At 34.1% G+C, this 21,469-nt stretch carries 21 protein-coding genes; 10 read left to right on the top strand and 11 right to left on the bottom strand.

Annotated features, from left to right (window positions below; genetic code table 11):
- Positions 1–33: 33 nt before the first annotated feature.
- The 4 genes from BLV64_RS14865 to BLV64_RS04400 all read right to left on the bottom strand — a co-directional run bounded on the left by BLV64_RS14865 (position 34) and on the right by BLV64_RS04400 (position 3,117).
- On the bottom strand, positions 34–108 hold the full coding sequence (locus tag BLV64_RS14865) for a MopE-related protein (RefSeq protein ID WP_394332341.1): 75 nt from the start codon (positions 106–108) through the stop codon (positions 34–36).
- A 192-nt stretch (positions 109–300) separates the two neighbouring features.
- Positions 301–1,233, bottom strand: coding sequence for a CPBP family glutamic-type intramembrane protease (locus BLV64_RS04410; RefSeq protein ID WP_092132982.1), 933 nt, complete (start codon positions 1,231–1,233; stop codon positions 301–303).
- A gap of 386 nt (positions 1,234–1,619) precedes the next feature.
- Complete coding sequence (locus BLV64_RS04405; RefSeq protein ID WP_092132981.1) at positions 1,620–2,312, bottom strand: putative metal-binding motif-containing protein; 693 nt, start codon at positions 2,310–2,312, stop codon at positions 1,620–1,622.
- A 4-nt stretch (positions 2,313–2,316) separates the two neighbouring features.
- Positions 2,317–3,117, bottom strand: a complete 801-nt coding sequence (locus tag BLV64_RS04400; RefSeq protein WP_092132980.1) for a prolipoprotein diacylglyceryl transferase — start codon at positions 3,115–3,117, stop codon at positions 2,317–2,319.
- A 253-nt stretch (positions 3,118–3,370) separates the two neighbouring features.
- Between BLV64_RS04400 and BLV64_RS04395 the strand changes: the two genes are divergently transcribed.
- Complete coding sequence (locus BLV64_RS04395; RefSeq protein WP_092132979.1) at positions 3,371–3,889, top strand: DUF7935 family protein; 519 nt, start codon at positions 3,371–3,373, stop codon at positions 3,887–3,889.
- On the opposite strand, the gene BLV64_RS04390 is transcribed toward BLV64_RS04395, so the two are convergent.
- The 3 genes from BLV64_RS04390 to BLV64_RS04380 all read right to left on the bottom strand — a co-directional run bounded on the left by BLV64_RS04390 (position 3,879) and on the right by BLV64_RS04380 (position 8,297).
- Complete coding sequence (locus BLV64_RS04390) at positions 3,879–4,811, bottom strand: patatin-like phospholipase family protein (RefSeq protein ID WP_092132976.1); 933 nt, start codon at positions 4,809–4,811, stop codon at positions 3,879–3,881. The two genes, BLV64_RS04395 and BLV64_RS04390, sit on opposite strands and share 11 nt — an antisense overlap.
- 4 nt (positions 4,812–4,815) lie before the next feature.
- The gene (locus BLV64_RS04385) at positions 4,816–6,828 is read right to left on the bottom strand and encodes a M1 family metallopeptidase (RefSeq protein WP_092132973.1); all 2,013 of its coding nucleotides are present in this window, start codon (positions 6,826–6,828) and stop codon (positions 4,816–4,818) included.
- Between the two features lie 86 nt (positions 6,829–6,914).
- A complete protein-coding gene (locus BLV64_RS04380; protein ID WP_245705868.1) occupies positions 6,915–8,297 on the bottom strand; it encodes a peptide-N-glycosidase F-related protein in 1,383 nt (460 codons plus the stop codon).
- A gap of 114 nt (positions 8,298–8,411) precedes the next feature.
- Here BLV64_RS04380 and recG point away from each other — a divergent pair, with 114 nt between their 5' ends.
- Both recG and miaE read left to right on the top strand, forming a co-directional pair.
- A complete protein-coding gene (gene recG, locus BLV64_RS04375; RefSeq protein WP_092132970.1) occupies positions 8,412–10,514 on the top strand; it encodes an ATP-dependent DNA helicase RecG in 2,103 nt (700 codons plus the stop codon).
- 54 nt (positions 10,515–10,568) lie between these two features.
- A complete protein-coding gene (gene miaE / locus BLV64_RS04370) occupies positions 10,569–11,150 on the top strand; it encodes a MiaE family protein (RefSeq protein WP_092132967.1) in 582 nt (193 codons plus the stop codon).
- Positions 11,151–11,159: 9 nt separating this feature from the next.
- On the opposite strand, the gene BLV64_RS04365 is transcribed toward miaE, so the two are convergent.
- A complete protein-coding gene (locus tag BLV64_RS04365; protein WP_092132964.1) occupies positions 11,160–12,374 on the bottom strand; it encodes a TlpA disulfide reductase family protein in 1,215 nt (404 codons plus the stop codon).
- 181 nt (positions 12,375–12,555) lie between these two features.
- Here BLV64_RS04365 and pheT point away from each other — a divergent pair, with 181 nt between their 5' ends.
- The 3 genes from pheT to BLV64_RS04350 all read left to right on the top strand — a co-directional run bounded on the left by pheT (position 12,556) and on the right by BLV64_RS04350 (position 15,600).
- Entirely contained in the window at positions 12,556–14,982 is a 2,427-nt protein-coding gene (gene pheT, locus BLV64_RS04360) for a phenylalanine--tRNA ligase subunit beta (protein ID WP_092132961.1), read from the top strand.
- Positions 14,983–14,985: 3 nt separating this feature from the next.
- Positions 14,986–15,186 carry a hypothetical protein gene (locus BLV64_RS04355; RefSeq protein ID WP_092132959.1) on the top strand — a complete coding sequence of 67 codons (201 nt, stop codon included), beginning with the start codon at positions 14,986–14,988 and terminating at the stop codon, positions 15,184–15,186.
- A gap of 174 nt (positions 15,187–15,360) precedes the next feature.
- Positions 15,361–15,600, top strand: coding sequence for a putative signal transducing protein (locus tag BLV64_RS04350; RefSeq protein WP_092132956.1), 240 nt, complete (start codon positions 15,361–15,363; stop codon positions 15,598–15,600).
- A 72-nt stretch (positions 15,601–15,672) separates the two neighbouring features.
- Here BLV64_RS04350 and BLV64_RS04345 read toward each other — a convergent pair whose 3' ends face one another.
- The gene (locus BLV64_RS04345) at positions 15,673–16,326 is read right to left on the bottom strand and encodes a fasciclin domain-containing protein (RefSeq protein ID WP_092132954.1); all 654 of its coding nucleotides are present in this window, start codon (positions 16,324–16,326) and stop codon (positions 15,673–15,675) included.
- 169 nt (positions 16,327–16,495) lie between these two features.
- Positions 16,496–18,121, bottom strand: coding sequence for an ABC-F family ATP-binding cassette domain-containing protein (locus BLV64_RS04340; RefSeq protein ID WP_092132951.1), 1,626 nt, complete (start codon positions 18,119–18,121; stop codon positions 16,496–16,498).
- A 151-nt stretch (positions 18,122–18,272) separates the two neighbouring features.
- Here BLV64_RS04340 and BLV64_RS04335 point away from each other — a divergent pair, with 151 nt between their 5' ends.
- On the top strand, positions 18,273–19,703 hold the full coding sequence (locus BLV64_RS04335; RefSeq protein ID WP_092132948.1) for a TlpA family protein disulfide reductase: 1,431 nt from the start codon (positions 18,273–18,275) through the stop codon (positions 19,701–19,703).
- 39 nt (positions 19,704–19,742) lie between these two features.
- Here BLV64_RS04335 and BLV64_RS04330 read toward each other — a convergent pair whose 3' ends face one another.
- Positions 19,743–20,300, bottom strand: coding sequence for a cupin domain-containing protein (locus BLV64_RS04330; protein WP_092132946.1), 558 nt, complete (start codon positions 20,298–20,300; stop codon positions 19,743–19,745).
- A 416-nt stretch (positions 20,301–20,716) separates the two neighbouring features.
- Between BLV64_RS04330 and BLV64_RS04325 the strand changes: the two genes are divergently transcribed.
- From BLV64_RS04325 to BLV64_RS04315, 3 genes are all read left to right on the top strand, one after another.
- Entirely contained in the window at positions 20,717–20,923 is a 207-nt protein-coding gene (locus BLV64_RS04325; protein ID WP_092132943.1) for a hypothetical protein, read from the top strand.
- A gap of 39 nt (positions 20,924–20,962) precedes the next feature.
- Positions 20,963–21,181, top strand: a complete 219-nt coding sequence (locus tag BLV64_RS04320; RefSeq protein ID WP_092132941.1) for a hypothetical protein — start codon at positions 20,963–20,965, stop codon at positions 21,179–21,181.
- Between the two features lie 28 nt (positions 21,182–21,209).
- The coding region (locus BLV64_RS04315; RefSeq protein WP_092132939.1) for an ISAon1 family transposase N-terminal region protein at positions 21,210–21,469 on the top strand (260 nt) is incomplete at its 3' end.

Genomic DNA, 21,469 nt, shown 5'->3' with positions numbered 1-21,469 from the left:
TTGTTACCCATTAATTAATTTTTTTTTAAATTTTTAGATTAATTCATCTACTATACCATCACAATCATTATCAATCCCATTATCTCTTTCCATAGCATACGGATGAATATCTCCATTAGAACATATTACCCAGATTTTTTCTGGTTTTCAACACCCTTTTACCACAAAAATTAAGGTAAAGAGTAAGGTTATTAATATATTTTTTTTTACTGTAGTTAAACAAACATTGTTTTTATGTTAGCGAAAAACAATAGCTATTTAAACAAACGTGTATTTGTTGCAAGGAACTGCCCTTTGTATTTAACGATAATAAATATCAAGTTTTTGAATAATTGCCATAAAATCCATTAAAAATGCGACTCCTATATGAATAATAATTCCCCCAATAATAGATTTACTGTGCAAAGAAATAATCCCTAAAAGATAACCGCCAAATATTGAGCCTATAATTTCCCCAGTAGGTTTTCCAATATGAAAAAAAACATATAATGCTACCATAGGTAAAATAGACTTGGAGCCCAAAATTTTAATCATACTTAAAACAAGAAATCCTCTAAAAAACCACTCTATAGAAATAAAATCTAATAAATATACAGCTTCATAAATAGCTAAAGCATTCATCTTATTTATAGTGTTACCTGTATAACCAATTGAAGGATATTGACTTAAAAAACTAGGTTGAAATGATGCAATAATAATAACAGGAATTACAAATAGCAAGAGTAAAAAATATGGTTTCCAACTTAATTTTTTTGTTGAAAAACCATAAAAATTGGTGTTATACTTTTCAAAAAAATAATAGAAAAATAAAATTCCGAAGGAAAATATAAGGGTACGCATTGCTCTAGTGGCTATTTTAATATAAAAAAAAGCTTTTTCAGGTGCAGTATTTTCATAAATCCATTTGTAGTGTTCTAAAAATCCTAATCGTAAACTCACTAAAAGAATAGCAAATATGCTAGTAAACCAAAAACCACGCGATTTTATAAAGCTATAATCTGATTTTGTAAAAACTATTATTGCTATTGTTGCGTAATAAGCAAATCCAAAAAACAAAAAATAAGACACTACAAGCAATGGCGTATTTATAGTATTACTTAAAAAATTTACGGCTAAATCTGTAGCATGATTTATAGAGATAAAAACACTTAAAAACAATATAAAAATAAGGTATGTAGAGGTATTATAATCCTCTTTTAGATGTGTTCTTATATATTTCACTATGGTTTTCATTCTTAAATGGATTTTAAAAATTTATTAATTTTATAAATTTTCATCTATCATTATCATGATATTACACGTATTATCCATACCGTTTTTTACTTCAATTTCATAAGTTTATAATAGTATCATCACCTTTTGCGTTTTCATAAATTTCATAGATGTCTGGACCTTCATTTCGACTATTGTCTATTCCCTTACTTTTAATTTTACTAGCATATGGATTAAGAGATTTGTAATCATCTTATAATCACAGATTCTGTATATGTTGTTGTTTGGTAAGCCAGTACCTACAAAATAATTGGTAATTTATTGGGCAATAGAAAAACTCCATATTAATAGTAAATAAATTGAAATATGGAGTTTTAAAGGTTTCAAAGTCTAGTTTGTACTATTTTCTAGGTATTATCTTCACCATCACAATTACTGTCTATACCATCATTTAAAAATTCTCTAGTATAGGGGTGAATATTAGCATTAGTATCATCACAATCTAAATTATTATTTACACCTGCTGCTGGTGGCGGCAAAGCACTACCTGCTCCATAACCATCGCCATCTGCGTCTGTGTAATATTCTACAATGTCTATATCTCCATCACAGTTATCGTCTATTCCATTACCTACAATTTCATCGACTAATGGGTTTATAGCGGCATCATCATCATTACAGTCTCCTGCATAATATGAATATCCGCTAGGTATACTTTCATCTACCAATAATTCTAAAACTTCTATTGCTTTACCAAAACCATCTCCATCTGCATCTACAAATAAAGTGATAGATATGTAACCATTACAATCCTCATCAACTCCATTATCAAGAATTTCTGTTGCTCCTGGATATATAGTTGCATCGTTGTCATTACAATCGGTGTTATCCATCACGTAATTTGCGGGAGCGTCACTAGATGCATAAGTAGTAGGAGATACAGATGCATCGCCATAGCTATCTTGATCTATGTCTGGCCAATAATCTTGGAAATCTTGAGGTGGATTACTTATACCATCCCCACATCCAGATCCTATTATAAATACGGCTGATACTAACAGCATCACCGGTAAAAATGTTTTTAAAAATCGTTTTTTCATAATTTTAAATGTTAGTTGTGTTTATATTATTTTGGTTGTGAAATTTATAATAGAAGTAGGCAGATATAGAAATAAGGCAAAGCGCTATAAATTGTGAATGAGATAATAAGTTATCTATAATAAAACCGCGTTCATCGCCTCGAAAAAGTTCTAAAATCCCTCTTCCAAAAGCATATAGCATTAAATAGACTAGAAACACCTGACCTTTAAATTGTTGGTGTTTTTTAATAAAAAGTAAAAGCAACATAATAGAAACCAATAAAACAACTTCATACAATTGCGTAGGATGCACCGCGGTATTGTGGGTTGTTGGAAAAATAATTCCGAAGCCACTATCTGTAGGCGAACCAAAACAACATCCAGCAGCAAAGCAACCTAATCTACCAATAGCATGAACGATAGTAGTGGTTATTGCAAAGATGTCTAACATGGGAAAAACAGGTATTTGATGTTTTTTTAAATACCAGACGACATAGGGCATGATCATTACAAAAGAGCCGTAAAACACAAATCCACCTGAAAAATTATCAGACATTAAGCTTGGGTCTTCAATAAAAAGTATAGGATCTTGCAAGTAGTAAAATAATTTTCCGCCAACAAAACCTGCTATAAATATACCGTAGAAAAAAGTGTTAGATATATTACTAATTCCCAAATCCTTTTTTGCTTGTCGCTTAGTATAAATGGCAGCCACTAAAGTTCCTAAAGCAATTAAAGTAGCATAGCTATAAATGCTTACTTGTTTTACTCCAAACAAACTCGAAAAAAAATCGGATAATGAAAACTCTAATACCTTTGGGAACATAAAACACCTTAGTTTTTATTTAGCTACTACCCAATTCTTAATTGAAAATCGTCAGAAAAAGAATTAGATTTAACTGACGATTTTTGTTTAACAGACTAATAGCAGGTGTAAAGTAGTGTGTAATAGAAAGACTACATTATTGAATTTAAGGAAACATTGTTTTCATCTAAGCAAGTCCTGCTTTTATTCCATGAAAGGAATATTTGCGCTATTATAAAAATAACTTATGTTTGTAGTAACATAAAAATAAATCATGGAACAACAACTTGTAGAACTATTAATGTATAGTATCCCTGCTTTAATAACAGGTATAATCGCTTATTTCTTTTTTAGAGAACACATTAAAAACGAGAATAACAGACGTCTCTTTTTAATGCAGAAAGACTTAAAAAAGGAAGCTTTACCAATGCGTTTGCAAGCCTACGAACGAATGACTTTATTTTTAGAGCGCATAGTACCGTCCAAATTACTTATAAGAGTAGCTCCACTTTCTAGTGATAAAAATGATTATGAGAAATTATTAATTGACAATATAGAGCAAGAATTTGAACATAATTTATCGCAACAAATCTATTTAACTAGCGATTGCTGGAGTATTATTGTAGCCGCAAAAAACACGACTATTCAGTTGATTCGCAAAGCGAATATGTCTGAAAAAACGGATACAGCCAATAAGCTACGTGAAGTTATTTTAACTGAAATGATGGAAAACCAAGCTCCTAGTAGTACGGCTTTAGCTTATATTAAAGAAGAAATAACGACTATTTGGTAATTTCTTTTTCTAGAGATTTACTACCATCCATAGAAAGTCCTTTACTGTGTTTACTTTCGGCATGCGCGTACCCTTCTAACCACCATTTTTCCATTAGCTTTTTATTAAATACTAATGAGTTCTCTGTAAGTTTGGTTGGCGTATAGTACAAGTTTAATTTAACGTTTCTGTATTGGGCTGCTAATTTGCCTATAGCAATATCCCCTTTCTCTACTTGATCTAACAAATGCCCAAACAAACTAAACATTAAGGAAAACGGGTTATTCCCCAGTACTTTATTATACTCCAACTCCTCGCTTTCTAAAACAATAGCATCGACTTCGGTAGCCCCACGACGTATAGCCTCTCGAATAGGAATAACACAACCTAATCCCCCATCGGCATAGTCGAATCCATTTTTCTTTACCAAGGACATAAAAGGAATGTAGTTACAGGAAATCCATATCCAATCGCAAAACTCGTCGTATTCAAATTCGTTTATGGATTTGTATTCAGTTCTATTTTTTGAAAGGTTAGCAACCGTAACCACCACGTCTTCTTTTGTTGCACGAATGCGATTAAACTCCTCTTTAGTAAAATGTTTCTTTATATTTTTTCTTAAATTCCGACTTTCTCCAAAGGTGCGTTTCTTCTTTATAAACTGAAGAATGGTATTCATATAATTTATAGACACGTACTCTCGTCCGTTTTTCCTTTTAACAACAAAAGGATTCACACTAAAAATAAACCGTTGGTTTACACTTGTAAAAATTCTATAAAGCTTGTCAATTTCATTAGCCGCTAAAAAAGGCACCAACAAACTACCCGTCGAAGTTCCTAAAAACATATCATACTCCTTACCTTGCTCCTCCATTAAATATTGCGCGACACCACCTGCAAAGGCTCCTTTACTACCGCCACCAGAAATTACTAATGCTTTCAAATTATTAAAATTTTTCTTTTTGTAAATTAGTGATTATGCTTTTATACTTCTCGATTTCAGACAAAGATTTTAGAAGGTTTTTAGCCATACTTTTAAACCTCCAATTATGGTGTTTTGTAGCCAAAAACACATGATTTAAAGCTATTTCATTAAAAGCATTTAAAGATTGCAGGTAAGACATCGCATTTTGCCTCACGTTAAAATCATACTTTGGTGACGTGTAGTTTACCAATTCTGTATAGTATTTTTGTTTGTTTAAATGATTTATTCCTTCGGTGTTTAGTGCTAATACCAACCACAACATTCTAATATTTTTATCATTAAGCCCGACCTCATTAGCTGTTTGCTCTAAATAACCTGTACGGCTTTCTGGAAAATTAACCCATAAAGTGTATAAAGCGACTTCTTTAGTTATATACGAGTTATCCTCTAAAAAGGTTTCATATTGTCTTTTTAACTCTAAAGGCACGAATGTAAAACTTTTAGCTACCGCTTGCCGGACTTTTAAATCCGTTTCAAAAAACAAAAATGATGGCACATCACCATTGAGTAAAGGAATTATTTTCGATTTTAATCTATGGTCTTGAGTGGTTAGTAACAACTTCTTACAGCTATCAGGATCCAATTCACAATCATACTTTAAAAAGGTGGATATGCTTTCTGATTCTTTGATTAAATGGCTAGTCATTTCATTTATTGGCAAAATATTAGACTCTAACCACTTCTTTTTAAAAGCACTTAAACTCAGATTAGACGTTTTTTCTACTATACTTAAAAAATCGTCTGTTTCTACATTTTTAAATTGATAGGTTTTCAAGTAGGTCTGTACAGCTTCATTAAAAGCTTTATCTCCGACCTTATTCTTTAGCATTTCTAATACCCATGCTCCTTTTTTATAAAAAGTCACACTACTCGCTTTAGGATCTAATAAAGGGGTTGCATCTCCTGCCTGTTCTTGTTCTAATAGCTCTTGAGCATACTCGTGTAACTTCCAAAAATAATAGTCCTCGCCAAACACATAACGCTCCGCCATTAGCGCGTAGTAGGTTGCAAAGCCCTCTTGCAACCAATGATGCTTAGATTGGGTAGCAGTAACCAAGTTGCCAAACCACTGGTGAGCCAACTCGTGAGCATTTACATTCACGTAATTTTTATCTATAAATGCTATGGTATCCACCATAAAAGCATCACTAAAAATAGTAGCTCCCGTGTTTTCCATACCGGCATATAAAAAGTCTTTAACCGGAATTTGTTTGTAATTCTGCCAAGGGAAGGCAACGCCAATTTCGTTTTCTAAAAAATCGAACATCACTTTTGAATAGCGGTAAGTGGGTTCTACCTTAGCACTATCTTCAGGATAATAGTAATAATTTATAGGAGTTCCGCTAGCAGAAATTTCTTCAACCTTTTCATATTTACCAATGGCTAAGGCTACCAAGTAACTCGACATAGGTTTTTGCATATCATAGTACCAAGTGGTATGTGTTGCATTACTTTCCTTGTTAATTAACTTCCCATTAGCTATAACGGTAAAGTCTTTTTTATAAGTGATTTTTAAATCAAACTCTATTTTATCATTGGTATCATCCAAACTTGGCAACCAATGGCTTGTATATTGCCCTTGACCTTGCGTCCATATTTGATGATTATTTTCATCATCAGCATCGATAAAATACATGGCTTTTTTAGGTTGTGAAACAAAAGAAAACTGTAAAGTATGCTCTTTTGAGGGCGACATACTGTTTACAATCCATATTTTATTATCTGTAATATGATAGGGTACGGACTTATTATTTAAGACAACTTTAGAAAAAGTGGTGTTTTTGGTATCCAAATAAAAAGAATCTACTGCTTTTAAAACATCAAATTGGTAGGCTACACTACCGCTAACCGTTTTGTTTTCAACAGATACCGAACTAATAGTAACGCTAGCTCTTTTAAAATCTATTACCGACGTTTGCTGCGCCAATACTGAAAACCAAGAAGAAAAAATTAGTATAAAAAGGAGTTGTTTCATAAGCAAGGAAGATAATAAACTTGAGAATATACACCAAAAAAAAGCACGCTATAAAAAGCGTGCTTTTGGTATTAATAGCGAAGGGTTTAATTTGTTACTACCGGCGCCGAAATTGGTGAATTACTTTTAACAACCACAAATGTCGATGTCGCATAAAAAGCATCTCCATTTGCTCCGTCGTTAGTCCAATCTTCATAATCATATTCAAAAGTGAATGTACTTCCTGCTACACTAGTATTAAAGACATCTTTACGCGTTGGCACTGCCATTCCTGGGCACCATCCTGCGCGGTCTGCAGACCAGTTTCCTGGACTTTGATTATTAACAGGGTTACTTGAGCAACCAATTGGCCCCATATAATGTTCGAAAGTATTTGCTCCGTTAATTTTAATATTATGAGTTCTAAAGCACCACTCAGCACAAGGTCTGTTGGTCGCCGAATCTGCAGGTGTTGCATGTCCCCAACCTGAAATTATAGTCCTTAGATGCGTGCTTTCGGCATTTGCCGGTATCGTTACTGTTTTATCTAAATCGAAGTTATGAGCAACCCCGTATGGCACTCCTGAAGACGACCAGTCGTCGTACGCAATAACCGGAGATACAGCATAATATAAATAATCTGGAGTCCCTTCAATAAAATCGAAATCAACAGTCACTTCATAACCTTTATCATTCCAACATTCGGTTCTAATTCTTAATTCGGTAGCTCCAGTTAGTAACGATTTAAAATCTGTTACATCAAACTCAAAACCTCTATCTAATTGACTATTGTCATTCCAATAAGGGGTTATATAACGCCCTAATTCATACAGGTTCCCAGTTGTTGGATCTACAACCTTTACATTTGCATACACATCCCATTCGTCACAACCTCCCGTAGGGCAGGTTAACTTGACATACATCTTTACCGTTTCAATATTTGATTGATCAGCGTGTAAATTAAATGTTTCCGTATGCGACTGATTAAACCCGCTTCCAAAGGCTAACCTTTGTTGATTAAATGTTACGTAATTATGAATTACAGGAGATGCATTTCCGTAAAGAGATACATTAACATTAGCTGCATTTGCACTAGATAAGCTTATTGTTCCGTTTTTACTACCTACAACTTCTGTATAAAAGTTCACATAAACAACAGTGTCGGTATTTGCCGATGCAGCATCGATTTGTAAGTTATCTGAAAAGTTAACGCCATCTAAAGACATTTCAAAACCATTAGTACTGGTTAAATCAATTTGTGAATTTAAATTCACTCCTTTTACAATTAATTCCTTGACTTCAGTTGTTGTATTAACGATCGCATCAGGAAAACTCAACAAGGTACTATTTACAGTGATTGTTGACGTTGTTGTAGTACCTGTCGTAGTTGCTGGTGTATTAGAGTCATCATCACTACAACCTGCAAAAAGCAGTAGAATAAGGGCAGACATAATAAAACCTAAATTGGTTTTAAGTTTGGTTAGTTTCATAAATCGGTTTTTTAAGTTAGTAAGTTGGTTTATTTATGTAGTAAAGATATCAAATCGATTAATACTGTCAAGAAAACTGTTAAAGAATAAAATATAAATTGATATTTTTGCTGTATGAGTACTAGCCTACAAACGCCCATTGATTATTTAAAAGGTGTCGGACCAAGTCGTGCAGATTTGCTTCGTAAGGAACTTGGTATTCATACCTATCAAGATTTATTAAATCTGTTTCCTAATCGCTATTTGGATCGTACCAAGTATTTTAAAATTAATCAATTACAAGCCAATAATGCCGAGGTACAGATTATTGGAAAAATAATAAAGTTTGAAGAGGTTGCCCAAAAAAAAGGCAAGCGGTTAGTTGCGACTTTCAAAGATGATACTGGTGTTATGGAATTGGTATGGTTTAGAGGCCAAAAATGGATTCGCGACGCCCTAAAACTCAACACCGAATATGTGGTTTTTGGAAAAACCAATTACTTCAACGGTAAGTTTAGCATCCCCCATCCCGATACCGAATTATTAAGTGAACACGAGCAGAATTTACGTTCATCGATGCAGGCCATTTATCCTTCTACCGAGAAGCTTTCGAATCGCGGTATTTCGAATCGCGTGATGACCAAAATCATGCAAAACTTATTCCTTGAAACCAAAGGTCGTTTTGCTGAAACCTTGTCTCCAAAATTGCTTTCAGAATTAAAATTAATCACCAAATCGGAAGCGCTTTTTAACATTCATTTCCCTAAGAATTCCGACCTCCTTTTTAAGGCAAAATACCGACTTAAATTTGAGGAGTTATTCTATATTCAATTGCAATTAATTCTAAAAAATCTAATTCATAAATCCAAAATAAAAGGCTTCCCTTTCGAAACCGTCGGTGCACATTTTAATACGTTTTTTAAACAGCATTTACCTTTCGAATTAACCAATGCTCAGAAACGTGTTCTTAAAGAAATTCGCGCCGATTTAGGTAGTAATGCCCAAATGAATCGCTTATTACAAGGTGATGTGGGTTCAGGGAAGACCATTGTAGCCCTAATGTCAATGTTAATGGCGCTTGACAACGGATTTCAAGCTTGCTTAATGGCGCCAACTGAAATTTTGTCAGTTCAGCACTATAACGGATTGTATGAGCTATGCAAAGATTTGAATATCAATATAAAACTATTAACAGGTTCAAGTAAAACTTCAGAACGCAAAAAAATTCATGAAGCGCTTGAAAATGGCGAATTAGACATCCTTATTGGTACGCATGCTGTTTTAGAAGACAAGGTGAAATTTAAGAATTTAGGGCTTGCAGTGATCGACGAGCAACATCGTTTTGGTGTTGAGCAACGGTCTAAATTATGGAAAAAAAACACCTCGCCTCCACACGTTTTAGTGATGACAGCAACACCAATTCCAAGAACCTTAGCCATGTCTGTTTATGGCGACTTGGACATCTCTATTATTGACGAATTACCACCGGGTAGAAAGGCTATAAAAACAGTTCATAGATACGATACTAATCGCCTAAAAGTTTTACGCTTTATAAGAGACGAAATACAAAAGGGAAGACAGGCCTATATTGTATATCCGTTAATTCAAGAAAGTGCTAATATGGACTATAAAGATTTAATGGATGGCTATGAAAGTATCGCTCGTGATTTCCCGATGCCAGACTATCAAATATCGATAGTTCACGGCCAAATGAAACCCGCCGATAAAGAGTACGAAATGCAACGTTTTGTAAAAGGCGAAACCAATATTATGGTAGCAACAACCGTTATTGAAGTCGGTGTAAACGTCCCTAATGCGTCGGTGATGATTATTGAAAGCGCAGAACGCTTTGGACTGTCCCAATTACACCAATTACGCGGACGTGTTGGCCGTGGTGCCGAGCAGAGTTTCTGTATATTAATGACAAGTCATAAGCTCTCAGAAAACAGTAAAACACGCATCCAAACCATGGTAAATACTAACGATGGTTTTGAAATTGCGGAAGTCGATTTAAGACTTCGCGGTCCAGGAGATATTATGGGAACACAACAAAGTGGTATTTTAAATCTTCGTATTGCCGATATCGTAAAGGATAACGACATTTTACAACACGCCCGCTATCACGCTAAGAAGATTCTAACCTCAGATCCTAGTTTACAAGCTCCAGAACATGCGGTTATATTAGAAACGTACCGTCAAATGGCGAAATACAAGAACATTTGGAATTATATTTCCTAAAACTGTTTACTCCGACTGTTATATTATATATTTTTACATTTTTAAAACAGTATTATGCTTCACCTTAAACTAGAAACCGATCCGCGCTGGGTAACTATTGTAGAATCTAACATCGAAGAGATTTTAACCGATCATGCGTGGTGCGAACAAAAAGCTGCCACTAACGCCATCACTATAATTACTCACAATTCTGAATACCCTGAGTTGGTAACCGAGTTACTTGAACTTGCGAAAGAAGAGATTGAGCACTTTCAAATGGTACACAACATCATAAAAGAGCGTGGGTATACATTGGGTCGTGAACGCAAAGATAGTTACGTCAATGAGCTGTATAAGTTTATGAATAAGGGCGGCAGTCGCTTACAAAGTATGGTCGACCGTTTGCTGTTTTCTGCCATGATTGAAGCCCGAAGTTGTGAGCGTTTTAAATTACTTTCTGAACGTATATCAGATCCTGAACTCTCTAAGTTTTATCACGAATTAATGATTAGTGAAGCGGGCCACTACACCACATTTATCACATTTGCTAGAAAATATGGCAAAGGTATCGATGTTGATGCCCGTTGGAAAGAACTCGTAGAATTTGAAGGAGAACTTATAAAAAGCTACGGTAAAAGCGAAACGATTCACGGGTAATTAAGCACATTACTCGGCCAATAGACGATTAATAAAATTATCGAATTCTAATTTAAATTCGGTGTACTTCTCCCCTGTTGCTGGACCGTTAAATCCCGTATGTATCTTTCTAACCTTGCCTTGTTTATCGATAAAAACGGTTGTAGGATAGCTTAGCACATGGTTTAACATAGGTAATTTCTCCTGCGCCTCTTCTTTACTAGTCGAGCCAATCTGGGCCAACAAAATAGGATACGTAATACCTACCCGATCTTGTAATCGTTTGATATTATTAAACGCCTGTTGTTCTGTTTTCGCGTATTCAAACGCTAAGCTTACAAACTCTAAGTCTTTATCGTTATTCTTTTTATAATACTCGGCGAAATAAGTACTTTCATCCAAACAATTAGGACACCAGGTTCCCATAATTTGTACGACTACAACTTTATCCTTAAAACGCGCATCGCTAAGCGCTATTTGATTCCCATTAGCATCAGGAAACTGAAACGCCAAACTGTCGTAACCTTCTTTTAAGAATGTAAGTTCATCGGCACTTTTTAATTCGTAGTCATTATTGCGTATTGCTTCAAATGGTTCTTTATAATGATTTCCAGAGAAGAAAGTCCCTTGAAGGGTAGAATCGGTAACCTGAGCTGTAAATAAAAAAGCATGAGCCCCATCGAAAGCCGATAGTTTTAAGGTAGAACCAGATAACACCCCTTCTAGAAAGCGATAATCACCAGTTTCGGTCCTAAAAGTCCCCGTAACTTTATTTCCGTCTTGTTTAAAAACCCCTTTTGCTTTGTAGCTTTCAGATTCACTTTCAGGGCTAAAAGTCGTTTCCCAATTTCCATCTATATTAAAATCAGCATCTTGAAAACTATCAAACCGATCATTATTCATTTGTGCTGTAAAAGGCACTTTGCGACCTTTACCTTTAACCACAAAATATCCATTTAAAACACCTTTTTCTATCTTTGCGATTAATTCTCCTTCAAAAACAGGTGGTTTTATATAAACCGAATCATTTTTGTAGACAATTTCATCGACTTTTATAATTTCCTCTGCATTATAAATCTCTAGCGTAGACGCTGTGTTCACCTTAAAATTAAATAGTAAAACCTCTGCATCACTAACTACCAGTTCCGCACGATACATTCCTGGAGTAAGTCGTTCGGAAACCTTATCATTTTCACAAGAAAACATAAAAACAGTGATTAACGCTATAAAAAGTAATTTTCGCATACCAATTTTTGATTTTAAAAGTAATCGAAGAAACAATAAAAACCTTACAAATACAATTCAAATTCCACAATAAAGCGGTCCTATTCCATCATTATTCATTTTTTTTTCAACAAAAGAGTTTTTCAATTCCAAGAAGCCTTAAGTATTGTTATATTTGCTGACTTAAAACGGTATTGTATAAATGAAAATTTCTTATAACTGGATTAAACAGTTTATTAAAACTGACTGGTCTCCGGAACAAACTAGCGAATTATTAACAGACTTAGGTCTAGAGGTTGAAGGATTAGAAACTTACCAAAGCGTAAAAGGCGGTTTAGAAGGCATTATTGTCGGCGAGGTACTAACTTGCATTCAACACCCAAATGCAGACCGATTAAAAGTTACTACTGTAAATATTGGCTTAGAGAACCCGGTACAAATAGTTTGTGGAGCACCTAACGTAGCCGCAGGACAAAAAGTACCAGTAGCAACAATTGGTACTACGCTATATACTGAAGACGGTGAAGCTTGGACCATAAAAAAAGGAAAAATTCGCGGTGAGGAAAGTCACGGAATGATTTGTGCAGAAGACGAATTAGGTTTAGGTAAATCTCACGATGGCATTATGGTTTTAGACAACGATCTTGTTGTTGGAACCGCTCTTGCAGATATCTTTGAGATTGAAAATGACCATGTTTTTGAAATCGGTTTAACACCAAATCGTGCCGATGCTATGAGTCACTTCGGAACGGCGAGGGACTTAAGAGCTGGGTTGGTTCAACAAGATATCATTACGCAATTAATTACACCGTCGGTAAGTGCTTTTCATGTCGATAATAGATCTTTAAAAATTGATGTTGATATTCACAAAAAGGAATTGGCACCACGCTATTGTGGTATTACGATTTCTGATATTAAAGTTCAGGACTCACCAGCTTGGTTACAGCACCGTTTAAAAGCAATTGGTTTAACACCAAAAAATAATATCATAGATGCGACTAACTATGTACTGCACGAATTGGGTCAGCCTCTTCACGCTTTTGATACAGCAAAAATTATAGGTAATAAAATAGAAGTTAAAACAGTGGCTTCGGGTACAAAGTTTACTACATTAGATGGTGTAGAACGCGAATTACACGAAGACGATTTAATGATTTGTAATGCTGAAGCACCAATGTGTATCGCTGGTGTTTACGGTGGTTTACACTCTGGAGTTACCGAAACTACGACCTCTATATTTTTAGAAAGTGCATATTTTAACCCTGTTAGCATAAGAAAAACTGCTAAACGTCACGGATTAAATACCGATGCATCATTTCGATTTGAAAGAGGAATTGATCCTAATATTACAGAGTACGCCCTAAAACGTGCGGCCCTTTTAATCATAGAAATTTCAGGAGGAATCATAACCAGTGATATCGTTGATTTCTATCCAAATAAAATTGAAGACCTACACGTTCACCTTACCTTCGACAAGGTAACTAAATTAGTGGGGCAAGAAATCCCTGAAGAAACGATAAAGAGTATTTTAACCTCTTTAGATTTTAAAATTAATAACGTTACCGAAACAGGTTTAGGATTAACAATCCCTGCTTACAGAAATGATGTGCAAAGACAAGCAGATGTTATTGAAGAAATTTTAAGGGTTTACGGTTATAATAAAATCGAAACTACAACGAAACTAAACGCATCAATTTCAAATTCTTCACGTTTTGAAGATTACAAACTACAAAACGTAGTGGGTAATCAGCTCGCTGGCCAAGGCTTTTATGAAATTATGGCAAACTCGCTTACTAGCCCCGATTACACCGCATTAAGCGAACAATTAAAAGCGGAGCATAATGTAACGATGTTAAACCCGTTAAGTAACGATTTATCGGTAATGCGCCAGTCTTTATTATTTTCAGGACTAGAAGCCATTTCTTATAATATAAACAGAAAAGCAACTGATTTAAAATTCTTTGAATTTGGAAAATCGTACCATAATTACGGAGATAACAAAGAAGAGTTGAAACATCTAACCTTGTTTTCTACTGGAAATAAAACCGGAGAAACATGGAGTACTCCTCAAAGCCCTAGTGATTTCTTTTATTTAAAGGGAATTATTAATGCAACTTTAGAGCGTTTAGGAATTACAAGATTCAATACGAAACCTTTTAAAAACGATGTGTTTAGCGAAGGTTTAATGTTAGAGCAAGGTAAAACGAAGTTAGTGGAGTTCGGAATGGTGAAAAATGCCATTTTAAAACATTTTGATATTTCTCAAACAGTTTTATATGCCGATTTTAACTGGGATGCTATTATAGAAATAGCAAAACGCAATACCATTTCTTTTAAAGCCATTTCTAAATATCCTGAAGTGCGCCGTGATTTCGCTTTGCTATTAGACGATAAAGTGTTATTTGAGGATATACACACCATTGCAAAGCAAACGGAGAAAAAACTTTTAAAAAATATTAATTTATTCGATGTTTACCAAGGTGAAAACTTACCGGATGGTAAGAAAAGTTATGCCGTAAGTTTTACGTTTCAAGATGAAAACAAAACACTAACTGACAAGCAAGTCGATAAGGTTATGAGTAAACTAAAATCAAATTTTGAAACAAAGCTAGGTGCTGAATTAAGATAAACTATGGAAAAAGAACAGCAAGAAAATCCGCAAAAAAAGAAAAATATTTGGGATTTAATATCGGGAATAGCCTTTGTTGGCATTGGCGGTTACCGTATTTACACTCACTTTTTTACCGATGAAATACTGTCTAATTTAAGACTATTTTTTGCTGTAGCTTTTATAGGTTTTGGTATCTATAGTTTATACAAGTACAGCAAGTAAAAAATTATTTACAGACACATTATATAAAATAGCCTACCTCTGTGTAGGCTATTTTTTTTTTACCATTCATCCCTGTGTAAACTCAATACATTCTTTTCCGCTAAATTACCGTTAAAGCGCGTATACATTCCTAATTATTTTGTACATTTAAGTATAACCTAAATTCAAATCGCGATGTCAGACTCAGAATATGTAAAAATATATACAGGAAACTATATTATAGTCCAATTAATTAAAGACCGGTTAGAGCAGGTTGGTATCAGCCCAGTAATAAAAGACGAATCCGAATCGGGACGGCTTGCTGGTTTCGCTGCTGCCTTACAAGGGCAACCAGAAGTCTATGTTCATGAAAAAGAATTAGGCGAAGCAGTAAAAATCGTCGAAACCGTTCGTGGAGAAATGGAAAATAAATAAACGCCCTTTTTGAGAATAAAAAAAAGCGATCTAAAATTTTAGATCGCTTTTTTTTATTTACTAGAGTGGTTATTAATTAGGCATTACAACTGTATTAATAGTATGCACCATTCCATTATTTTGTACTTTATCACCCGAAACTATCGTTGCTTTAGCACCATTAGCACCAACAATAACGACCTTATCTCCATTTAATCTAACATTAAGTGTCGATCCGTTTAACGTTTTTAAACGTGCTTCTCCACCATTACCATTAACCGCTCTCGTTAACTCATTCACACCTTGACTGCCTGGCATAACGTGATATGAAATAACCTCTTTTAAAACCGCTCTATTTTCAGCTTTAAATAAAGATTCTAAAACCTCATCTCCTAAAGCATTAAAAGCAGCATCATTTGGTGCAAACGCTGTAAAGCGTCCTTTACCTTCTAAAGTTTCTTTTAAGCCTGTAACTTTAATTGCTCGAACTAGAATAGCATGATCTTCAGAATCAGTTAAAAACGTAAAAATATCTGTAAATTCTTTAGTTTGACTAACAGGCTTCGTGTTATTATTATCTAAAACCGACAGGTTAGAGCCATCAACTTTAAGCTGAACCGCTTTACCTTCAGTCGTTTTTACATTATTTTTCACTTCTTTATTTTGAGCAATACCATATCCGACACCACCTAAAAGTGCTACTAATACGATAAATAACTTTGCTCTTACTATTGTTTGTAAATTCATAATCTATGTTTTTTATAATTTGCCTTATACTCTTTAAACGCAAAGATGACCCGTTTAGATGTTTACAGGCTGTATTTTAACAAATTCAACCAAATATAAGGTAATTATTTACAAAAAAAGCCCTGATAGAATCAGAGCTTTTATAATTTATTGATTTTAAGGATAAAAATTACACAGTTACTGCATACATTTTATCTCTCATTTCCTTAATCTTTGGGTCTTGCATATAATCGTCAAATGTCATAAATCTATCAATAACCCCATTTGGTGTTAACTCCACCACGCGGTTACCTACTGTTTGTGCAAACTCATGATCGTGTGTTGTAAACAATACAGTTCCTTTAAAGTTTTTAAGCGAGTTATTAAAAGCCGTAATACTTTCTAAATCCAAGTGGTTCGTTGGCTCATCCAATTGCAAAACATTCGCTCTCGTCATCATCATACGAGACAACATACAACGTACTTTTTCTCCTCCTGATAGTACTGACGATTTTTTAAAGGCTTCTTCACCACTAAAAATCATTTTCCCTAAAAAGCCTCGAATATGTACTTCTTCACGTTCTTCTTCGGTTGTAGCCCATTGACGTAGCCAATCGATTAACGTTAAATCATTATCAAAAAACTCACTGTTATCTAAAGGTAAATAAGACTGCGTAGTCGTTACTCCCCAAGCAAATTTTCCTGAATCGGCCTCTGCTTTACCATTTAAGATTTCATAAAATGCAGTTGTAGCTCTAGAATCTCTTGAGAACAACACCACTTTATCTCCTTTATTTAAGTTTAAATCGATGTCTTTAAACAGAACTTCACCATCTAAAGAAGCTGTTAAACCTTCTACGTTTAATATTTGATCCCCGGCCTCTCTATCGCGTTCAAAAATAATGGCTGGATAACGACGACTTGTTCGTCTAATATCTTCAATATTTAATTTATCAATCATCTTTTTTCTACTAGTAGCTTGTTTTGATTTTGCTACGTTTGCAGAGAAACGACGGATAAACTCTTCTAATTCCTTTTTCTTTTCTTCGGCTTTCTTGTTTTGTTGCGCATGCTGTCTTGCTGCTAATTGAGAAGACTCATACCAAAACGTATAGTTACCTGAATAATGCGTAATCTTTCCGAAGTCAATATCACTAATATGAGTACATACTGAATCTAAAAAGTGTCTATCGTGAGAAACTACAATTACACAATTATCATAATTCGCCAAAAAGTTCTCCAACCAAGAAATAGTTTCGTAATCCAAGTCGTTGGTTGGCTCATCCATAATAAGCACATCAGGATTACCAAAAAGTGCTTGTGCTAATAACACACGTACTTTTTGTTTACCATCTAAGTCACCCATTAAAGAGTAATGCAAATCATCTTTAATACCTAAGTTAGACAACATTGCTGCGGCATCACTATCGGCATTCCATCCATTCATTTCTTCAAATTGTACTTGAAGCTCACCAATTTTCTCAGCGTTCTCATCGGTATAATCTGCATATAAAGCATCAATTTCTGACTTTAACTTATACAAAGGCTGGTTTCCTTTTAAAACCGTTTCTAAAACCGTGTCCTCATCATGTTTGTTGTGGTCTTGTGTTAAAACCGACATACGCTTACCGGCCTCTAAGTGTACGCTACCAGAGTTAGGCTCTTGCTGACCAGAAATTATTTTTAAAAAGGTAGACTTCCCTGCGCCATTAGCACCAATAATCCCATAACAATTACCATTATTAAAGGTTGTGCTTACTTCATCGAAAAGTACTCGCTTACCAAATTGTACTGAAAGGTTTGAAACTGATAACATAAATTGTAGTATAAATTTTTTGCAAAAGTAGAAAATTACTTCGATAAGACGAAATAAAACGGGGCTTAATAACTTTAACAACGCCTTAACACGAGTTAAGAGGAGCAAAACATATTTTTGTTATCGCATTCACACCTTATACACTGTATTAATGAATATTAAAGCCTTATATCTATTATTAATTCTTCCGGTACTCCTTACCTCATGTAAAGGAGACGCCACAGATAATAATTTACAAGGTGGTGCTTTTTTTGGAGGTGAAATTGTAAACCCATATTCTAACTACCTCGTACTTTCTAAAAACAGAAAACTTGTAGACACCTTATTTTTAGATGCTAAAAATAGGTTCTCTTATACTTTTAAAAGTTTAACACCTGGTATGTACAATTTTTTTGATGGTAGAGAAACCCAAACTTTTTTATTAGAACCTAACGACAGTTTACAGTTACGACTAAACACCATTGATTTTGATGAGTCTTTAGTGTTTACGGGAACCAATGCGAAAGAAAATAATTTTTTAACGAATCTATTTCTTCAAAACGAACAGGAAGACAAAGATATATTATCTATAAGTCAATTAAACCCTAAAGAGTTTGAAAGCAAACTTCATGAATTAAGAGACGAAAAACTAAATCGTTTAGCACAATTCAAAAAGAAAAACAAGCCTTCAAAGCTTTTTTTAGAGCTAGCAAAGGCAAACATAAATTATAAGTACTATTCTAATAAAGAATTATATCCCCTAGCAAATTATAGCAAATCGGAACGTGACTTGTTTAAAATTTTACCTGAAGATTTTTATGCCTACCGTAAAGATGTTGATTTTAACAACGATTTATTAAAAGACTACCGCCCTTACAATTCATTTTTGCGATTTTATGTCAATAATGCAGCGTTACAAAAGCACTTTAAGCACTCTGATGACTCTACCTACAACGATAGGATTTTAGATTACACGCTAGACAAGCTTGAGGTTATAGATGAGAAAATCCAAAATCAGGAAATAAAAAACGGACTTCTAAATTATAACATCATTCATTTTATTAGTATCACTAAAAACACAGAAGATTACGATGCCCTATTGGAGTCCTTTAAAAAGAAAAGCACAAATAATGAGCATATAGAACGCGTGACTCGTATTGTAGATTCTTATAAGCGATTAAAACCGGGAAAAAAGATTCCAAACTTAGAACTTCTAGACAAAAATGACGATGTTGTTGATTTACAAGAATTAATAAAAAAACCGACGGTTATCTATTTTTGGACAAAAACCAATAAAAACCACTTGATTATTGCACACAATAAAGCCGCTGAATTACAGAAAAAATATCCTGAGGTTGATTTTATAGCTTTAAATGTGGACAGCATTTCTTACAAAGAACAATTGCGAATACTAAAATTATACAACGTAAAAATCAATAAAGAATACCGTTGTAAATCGGCATCCGAAACTATAAATGTCTTATCTGTAAAGCCTATTAATAATGTTTTTATTCTAAATGATAAAGCAGAGATAGTAAACGCTAAAGCAAACATGTTTAACATTAGTTTTGAACAGGAACTATTAGGTGTAATTAATCAATAACACTCTAGAGAAAACACGAGTTTACCCTGCTGAAATTGACTAGTTGCAATACTTAGTCAATAGCTTGCGCTCCGCCCCAACGACGCGACCTATTACGGCCAAAACAGAAATTCCTAATTGTTGGAGTTTACGTGGTATGTTAGGACTATAAGCATCCATAAACTGTAAACCTATAGCCGTATACAAGATATTTTTAGGCAGTCCGGACTTGTACACCTTCCCTTCTTTTGCCAAGCCATAGAAAATTTTTAATCCTTTTAGAATATGATTTGCTGGAGAAATCTCCACGTCGAAAACTACAGCTTGATGTGTTGCATTAAAAAACTGATGCGTGTCGTAAGGCTTTATTTGAGCAGCTTCATTAGGTTTTAAACGTATTTTTTTAGTGTTGAGAATTACTGTTAATTCGCCTTTGATCACCTTAAAAGTTTCCATTATTTGAGAGTGATAGTGTAATGCCGCTTGTCCGCCATCAGCTTCAAGATAAGTTCTAAAAATCAACTTTTCTTTAGTATCATACAGTATTTCAATTTCATCTTTAATTATAGGGTTAGAAAACCTGATATTGTTTAACCTTTTAGATTTCTCTCGTTTCATTTTAATCTCTTAAACCGTTTTACAAATTAAAGCCTTTTAAAAACACATCGGCACTTTGTTTGTCGTCTTTATTAGCTGAATTAAATAAAATCTCATCTTTCAAATTAAATAACAACAACTCTAAATAATGCTAAATTATATTTTTAAGAGTTAAGATGTATATGACCGCTATTAAAATACTATAGAATCTGCTTTAACAAAAAAAAAATATTATAAAACGTATACTGCTAAGTTTTTTAATTCTTACTCTTTCTTTTTCTTTTAGCGAATCGGAGGAAACGGTGAACCAAGCCACTCCTCCAGAAGCTAATTTTTAGGCACTAACTGTTGGAAATTCTTGGGTCTATAAAAATTATAAATACAATGCAAATACAGAAAACTATGAAAACACTGGAGTTATAGATTCTGTAAGTATTGTGGGCACTAAAACTGTTTCGGGACATACTTTTTATAAGTTTAGACGCCTAACGACAGAAAACGAAAAACAAATCACTTTTTGTAATCCTAACGGAGAGCATTTTGAACTCCTTAGAGAAAATTCTGGAAATTTAGTCAATGAAGATGGTGTTATTCAGTTTACAAATAATGATTTTCAAGAACGCTTAATTGTAGACAATCCATAGGGTACTATTTATGAAACATTAACAGAAGGAGATTCCGCAATGACTGTTAAAGCAGGGGGTTTCAAGTGTACAAACTCCGAACGTTACGCTAAATCACCAGAAGGTCTTCAGTTTTCTGGTTTAGATTACTTTTATTATGCAGATGGAGTCGGTCTTATTTACGACACCTCATCTTTTGTAAGCGAGTCAACGCCAAGTATTATAAGACGATTGGATTCTTACGGATCAATCTCAAAAGTTGTGTGTGAATTGAAATAAGATTACGATTTTTGTAAAAAAAATAGCCGTGGACAATTATTTAGAATTACTGAAACTTATTCTCCCTGAATTTTTAATTAATCATTTCGATTTAATAAAAAACACAAAAAATGGTGAAGTAATGCACCTTTATTTTGAAGAGCGCAATGTGATTCCTAAAGAGGAGAAATCCAAAATGCTTGTTGCTCATGGTTTTCACAAAGAAGTCACTATTCAAGATTTTCCACTTCGAGGTAATACAGTCTATCTTCACGTAAAACGTCGCAGATGGTTAGATAAAAATACGAA

Origin of the sequence: Bizionia paragorgiae (assembly GCF_900107625.1) — a bacterium.
GTDB lineage: Bacteria > Bacteroidota > Bacteroidia > Flavobacteriales > Flavobacteriaceae > Bizionia > Bizionia paragorgiae.
This window is presented reverse-complemented; position numbering and strand designations above follow the sequence as displayed.